The organism is Helicobacter muridarum (assembly GCF_000765805.2).
Taxonomy (GTDB): Bacteria; Campylobacterota; Campylobacteria; order Campylobacterales; family Helicobacteraceae; genus Helicobacter_A; species Helicobacter_A muridarum.
This window is the reverse complement of sequence record NZ_JRPD02000002.1, coordinates 187,079-193,526: the sequence shown is the minus strand read 5'-3', so window position 1 is coordinate 193,526 and position 6,448 is coordinate 187,079. Positions and strand designations below refer to the sequence as shown.

General features: G+C 33.7%; 6 protein-coding genes. All 6 read left to right on the top strand.

Annotated features, from left to right (window positions below; translation table 11 throughout):
• On the top strand, positions 1-925 hold a 925-nt coding region (locus LS73_RS01920), incomplete at its 5' end, for a flagellin (RefSeq protein WP_268903010.1).
• A gap of 329 nt (positions 926-1,254) precedes the next feature.
• The gene (locus tag LS73_RS01915; RefSeq protein WP_034557222.1) at positions 1,255-2,007 is read left to right on the top strand and encodes a hypothetical protein; all 753 of its coding nucleotides are present in this window, start codon (positions 1,255-1,257) and stop codon (positions 2,005-2,007) included.
• 92 nt (positions 2,008-2,099) lie between these two features.
• Positions 2,100-3,206, top strand: a complete 1,107-nt coding sequence (locus LS73_RS01910; RefSeq protein WP_034557220.1) for an MraY family glycosyltransferase — start codon at positions 2,100-2,102, stop codon at positions 3,204-3,206.
• 143 nt (positions 3,207-3,349) lie between these two features.
• Positions 3,350-3,619, top strand: a complete 270-nt coding sequence (gene groES, locus LS73_RS01905; RefSeq protein WP_034557219.1) for a co-chaperone GroES — start codon at positions 3,350-3,352, stop codon at positions 3,617-3,619.
• A gap of 37 nt (positions 3,620-3,656) precedes the next feature.
• A complete protein-coding gene (groL, locus tag LS73_RS01900; protein ID WP_034557218.1) occupies positions 3,657-5,294 on the top strand; it encodes a chaperonin GroEL in 1,638 nt (545 codons plus the stop codon).
• A 198-nt stretch (positions 5,295-5,492) separates the two neighbouring features.
• Complete coding sequence (locus tag LS73_RS01895) at positions 5,493-6,440, top strand: hypothetical protein (protein WP_034557217.1); 948 nt, start codon at positions 5,493-5,495, stop codon at positions 6,438-6,440.
• Positions 6,441-6,448 lie beyond the last annotated feature (8 nt).

The following is a 6,448-nucleotide window of genomic DNA, read 5'->3' as shown; positions in this document are numbered from 1 at the left end:
CGTTGGAACAGGTATTGGTGTTTTAGCTGAAGTTATTAATAAAAGCTCTGACAAAACAGGGATTCGTGCGGTAGCCAATGTTATCTCAACATCTGATGAAGCCATTAAATCTGGGACAATGTCTAACATTATTATTAATGGCATTACGCTAGGTGATATTAATAATATCAAGGCTGGTGACTCTGATGGTCGTTTGGTCCAAGCATTTAATGCTGCTACAAACCAAACAGGTGTTGAGGCATACACAGATGAAAAAGGTAGACTAAACCTAAGAAGCATCGATGGGCGAGGCATTAAAATCTCTGTCAGCAAAAACCAAAAAGGTCAAGATGGCAAAGTTGCAGAAGTATCAGTAAAATCTATGAATGGTGGTCAAAAGTTAGATGGTAAGGGCTCTGAAAACTATGGGCGATTATCTCTTACAAGACTAGATGCAAGGGATATTATAGTTATGTCTGCTACCAATGCTAAAAATACCTATAAGGCTTTAGGCTTTGATAATAAACAAATTGCCAAACAAGTTGTAAACTTGCGTGATGCCATGGGAGCATTTAATAAAGATATTAAATCTGCTTCTGGTGCAAACTATAACAAAGTTGTAGCAAGTGGTGGCGCAGAGCTTGGTGCTGGTGTAACAACCCTGCGTGGTGCTATGGTTGTTATGGATATTGCTGAATCTGCAACAAAGATTCTTGATAGAATCCGTGCGGATTTAGGTTCTGTTCAAGGACAAATGATTTCAACTGTTAATAACATCTCTGTAACACAAGTGAATGTTAAAGCAGCTGAAAGTCAAATTAGAGAAGTGGATTTTGCACAAGAGTCTGCTAACTTTAATAAGCTAAACATCCTAGCACAATCTGGTAGCTATGCGCTTACACAGGCAAACGCTGTTCAGCAAAATATTTTGAGGCTTCTTAGCTAATTAATACCTTTGTCCGCCGTTTGGCTAAAGGTGCTCCTTTATGATTCCTTGCTTCCCCTATTATTAGGGGAATTAGGCTATCATATTTAGGAAGTAATAATTCCTTAACTATACTCTTTAACATTACCTCGGATTGCTAAGGAGTATAGTTAAACAATGCTATGACAGTGTATAAATATGCTTAATATTACACTCCAATAAATAAGTTCTGTAAAGTAGAGCCTTTAAAAAGGTTTTTATAACTATAGAATATGAATGATGATAATATAAGTTAAATCAAATTGCTTTTTGTACAATTCTTTAGCAATATTACAAATTAGGAGATCATTATGAAAAAATTTGTTAATTTAACTTTATTTGCCCTGGCTAGTTTATTTCACGTAGAAGCAAAAGATATCAGCAATAGAATCTTCTTGCCATACCTAGGTAGCGGATTGGTTGGTAGTTTTGTGCATGGCAAGGCACAACAGATAAAACCTGTTACATATCCATCAAGTATATATGCAGAGCCCTTAAATACTGAATTTTTATGTCAAGAAAAAACATGTAATATTTCATCTGCTGGTGGTGGGGCTTCTGTAGAAGCCGGCTTAAAAATAAGGCCTATCGTTAAATTAATAGAACTTGACATATATGCCAATGCTGGATTTGTGTATTCCCTCCCGGTAAATATTCCAAATAAAACTACTTTACAAGATGGAAGATATTTGTATAAAAGACCATCGCTATGGAGCAATAACATATTCTTACTCATAAATGCAGAAGTTACTTTACGTCTACTAGGTGGGATTGGCGTATTTGGTGGGGTTGGTACTGGATTATGGTTTACTAACTATAACGCTACATTAAAAGATACATTTAATGATGAAAAAGATTCGGCAGCTAGTTACTCTGATGCCTTGATACATGCAAGTGCTGACATTAGCTATCTTAGCAAAGATATGGAGTTTATACTTAGATTTATTATGCCACTTGCACCAAGCGTAGACCACACTAGCGGAAACAATGGAATCGTTGATTATGAAGAAAAGGCTACATTAAAATATTATGCATTGTCTCTTAACATAAGAAGATTCTTTTAGCTTCCATAAGCTCTTATATTTATTTAAGGTGCAATATATGGCTGCTACACATACAAAATATATGGTGTTAATTACAATCAAAGGCTTATATCTTGGATAGCACCATTATTGCAGATAATATTATTTGGGCATATTACTTTGTTGGAATTGGTGCTTTATTCTCGGTATTCGTTTTTAGCGTAGGATATATGTTATCCTCAACCATGCGTTTTATGCAAGATAAAGTAAAAGCAAATACTTTTAAGATTCATACCAAAAGCACTTCTAGATTTGGTGGAACAGGAATCTTTATTTCATTTATCATAGTAGTAATGGCAGCATTAGAAATTACCTATCAAACCAATTCTAAAAGTGCAGAAACAACACTAACTGATATTTTTGCAGGCATACATCTCTATAATTCAACCGCTATAGTTCTTGCTAGTGGATTAATAAAAGACATAAATAGAGAGATAAACACGTTATTAATGATTATAGTGCAAATAATCGGAATAATGTATTTTGTTGTATCATTTGGATTCCTTATGCCTGATGACTTCACCATCAATAATGCAATCATTGTATTACTATATTGTATATTTATATTCATTAATATCAGCGCTATAAATATTATTGATGGCATCAATGGCAACGCAGGTTTTATATCGCTAATGATATTTATATCTTTATGCTTTGTATCTTCAAAATCGGAGGCGAACTTCTTAATATTTGCTAGCGCGCTAATGATTGGTATCATAATAATTTTCCTTTGTTTCAACTACCCATATAGCAAAATTTTTTTAGGCGATAGCGGTAGTTTTTTGCTAGGTTTTGTAATAGGGGCACTACTCATCATTGGAATCAAATATTACAAATTAGATATATGCTATGCTATAAGCATACTTATATATCCTCTATGCGAAGTAGTAGCAAGCATTGTTACTAGGTGGAAAACAAACAATAATTCTTCAATATATGAACTTCTATTACATCTTTGCGAGCCAAATAACTATCATCTACATTTCTTTTTATACGCAAGATTTGGTAATGGTGCTAGCATACTTATAGCAATTATTTATTGCTTTTTTATAATCCTATCATCAATGTGCTACAAAGATAGGGCAATATTGATTGCTAGCAGCATTGCATTCTGTATCCTCTATATAATTCTATTCCTTATACTTAGGACAAAAAATAAGTATTTATATCTAAATACTTAAAAAACTTTAGTCTAGTTTACTAAATATTTTTAAGTTTAATAATATTATATATTGACTTATTAACCAAAAATAATTAAAATTTTATCACTTAATTTTTTTAAGTGCTAATTTAGAACTTTATACTATAGCTAAGGAGACATATAATGGCTTTTAAACCACTAGGAAAAAGGGTTTTGGTTGAAAGAATTGAAGAAGAAAAGAAAACAAGTTCTGGTTTGATAATTCCAGATAATGCAACAGAAAAACCAAGCATTGGAGTTATTAAAGAATTAAGCAAAGAAGTTGAAAAAGAAGATGAGCTAAAAAAAGGTGATAAGGTGCTATTTGGTAAATACAAAGGCAATGAAGTTAAAATAGATAATCAAGATTTTATAGTCTTAGAATCTGAAGACATCTTGGGCATTATCAAGTAACACACAAAAGCAACATAATTAATTCAGGAGAAAAACAATGGCAAAAGATATTAAATTTAGCGATGAAGCAAGAAATAAAATATATGAAGGAGTAAATGCTCTTAGCAATGCAGTTAAGGTAACAATGGGGCCAAAAGGAAGAAATGTATTGATTCAAAAGAGCTATGGCGCACCAACTATTACAAAAGACGGAGTGAGTGTTGCTAAAGAAATAGAATTGCAAGACACTCTAGCAAACATGGGTGCCCAATTAGTTAAAGAAGTAGCAAGTAAAACTGCTGATGCAGCTGGAGATGGCACAACAACTGCAACAGTATTGGCGCACAGTATTTTTAAAGAAGGTCTAAGAAATATTACTGCTGGAGCAAACCCAATTGCAGTAAAAAGAGGCATGGATAAGGCAAGTGCCATAATTATAGAAGAGTTGAAAAATGGCAGTAAAAAAGTAGGCGGCAAATCCGAAATAGCACAAGTAGCTACAATCTCTGCAAACTCCGATGAGAATATTGGTAAACTAATTGCTGATGCAATGGAAAAAGTTGGTAAAGATGGTGTAATCACTGTTGAAGAAGCAAAAGGCATCAATGACGAGTTGAGCGTAGTTGAAGGAATGCAATTTGATAGAGGATATCTAAGCCCTTATTTTATTACAAATGCTGACAAAATGAGCACAGAATTAGAAAATCCCTACATTTTGATTACTGATAAAAAAATCACCTCTATGAAAGACATTCTACCTATTTTAGAATCTACAATGAAAAGCGGTAAACCACTTCTTATTATTGCAGAAGATCTAGAGGGAGAAGCCCTTACTACTCTAGTAGTAAATAAGCTTCGCGGTGTGCTTAATGTAGCAGCAGTAAAAGCACCCGGATTTGGGGATAGAAGAAAGGAAATGTTAAGAGACATAGCGATACTTACAGGCGGTGAAGTGATTAGCGAAGAAGTTGGGCTTATGCTAGAAAGCGTAGATATGTCTCATTTAGGACAAGCTGCAAGAATCGTAATTGACAAAGATAATACTACTATTGTTGATGGCAAGGGCAGCAAAAAAGCTGTAGATGAGAGAGTGGCACAAATTCGCACACAAATAGAAACTACAACAAGCGATTACGACAAAGAAAAGCTGCAAGAAAGACTAGCAAAATTATCAGGAGGCGTTGCAGTTATTAAAGTTGGTGCACCAAGCGAAGTTGAAATGAAAGAGAAAAAAGATAGAGTAGATGATGCGCTATCTGCAACTAAAGCTGCTGTTGAAGAAGGTATAGTAATTGGTGGTGGTGCGGCACTAATTCATGCAGCAAATAAGATTAGTGGAAGCTCACTAAAAGGAGATGAAGCTATAGGATATGATATTATCCATCGGGCCATTAAAGCACCTTTAGCCCAAATCGCAATAAATGCAGGTTATGATGCTGGTGTTGTAATCAACGAGGTAACAAAATCAAAAGATTCTAAGGTTGGATTTGACGCTAGCAAAGGCGAATATGTTGATATGTTCAAAGCTGGCATAATAGATCCTCTAAAGGTAGCGCGTGTGGCACTACAAAATGCTGTTTCTATATCAAGCCTATTGCTAACAACAGAGGCTGCCATCACAGATATTAAGGAAGATAAACCAGCACCTGCAATGCCAGATATGGGTGGCATGGGTGGCATGGGTGGCATGATGTAATATCAAACTCCCAAATAAATCCAATCTAACTATCTAAAAATATCAAGCTAGGAGAGAAATATAAAAAATTTCTTCTCCATTTCTTAATATAATTCTCCATTTCTTAATATAATTCTATTTTTCTTAAATATAACCAAGAAGCTTAAAAATAGCTATAAATTTATATAAAATTATTGATTATTAGGAGTATATATCTATATGGATAAACTATTAGAACAGCATTTGTATATAAAAAACATAACAAGAATCTTGCAAAAAACAGCTAACCCTATAAAACAATTATTGCTAGTTAATAAAAGATTGAACAAAATTCTATGTGTTTTTGTATTTCTTATAATTATGGGAGAAAATTTAAAGGCCGAACAAAGAAATGGTCTTATAGGTAGAGCTGGTATAGGCGCGAATTATATATCACACAAGGTTAAAACAACTACTATCAGCGGAGTATTAATGTCTGCTGATGTGAATATTGGCTGGATTTGGAGAGATTATGCAAAAATCCTATTATTTGGTAGCATTGGATATGGACCAAATGATATAAAGGGAGACTATCTAATAAATGGTGGTAAAAAACTTACTAAATTAACATACACTGGAGGAGCTTTTGTTAACGTTAGATATGGGTTTAAGGTTGGGTATAATCTTTCTTCAATATTTCAAGCATGGGATCATGCCATATATATTAATGCTGGAATAGATGCTTTAGGCCTTTCCAATAGTCAAATTAGCACTCCTTATTCAGTATCACTTTATACTCAAAATTATTTTATAGAATTAGATGGAAGAAAGGTATTAGGAGAAAAGCTATCAATAGAATATTTAGGGAATTTTAGAATTTCCAATGCAACAGTCTCGCTTATAACTAATAAAGAAGATATTGTCCAAACAAACGGTCTTGATAGTAGAAATATATCTAGCTATGGATTCCAAGTTGGTATAGGTTTAAACTATAAATTCAGCAAAAAGGCATATTTCTTTACTAATCTGCATTTTGAATATCAATTCATAAACAAAGCCCAGCCAAAAACAATCTCAACATTAGCTAATCCCGCATCTAATGGGCTTAATGCTAATGCTACCGATACTGTTCAGTATCTAGATAATAGCACTATGTATACAAGATTGCAATTTGGATTTGGATTCTAGGAAGGGAA

Bases quoted from the DNA above. Each gene is read 5' to 3' on its own strand.
- LS73_RS01915 (WP_034557222.1), top strand. From the start codon at position 1,255: ATGAAAAAATTTGTTAATTTAACTTTATTTGCCCTGGCTAGTTTATTT.
- groES (WP_034557219.1), top strand. From the start codon at position 3,350: ATGGCTTTTAAACCACTAGGAAAAAGGGTTTTGGTTGAAAGAATTGAA.
- groL (WP_034557218.1), top strand. From the start codon at position 3,657: ATGGCAAAAGATATTAAATTTAGCGATGAAGCAAGAAATAAAATATAT.
- LS73_RS01895 (WP_034557217.1), top strand. From the start codon at position 5,493: ATGGATAAACTATTAGAACAGCATTTGTATATAAAAAACATAACAAGA.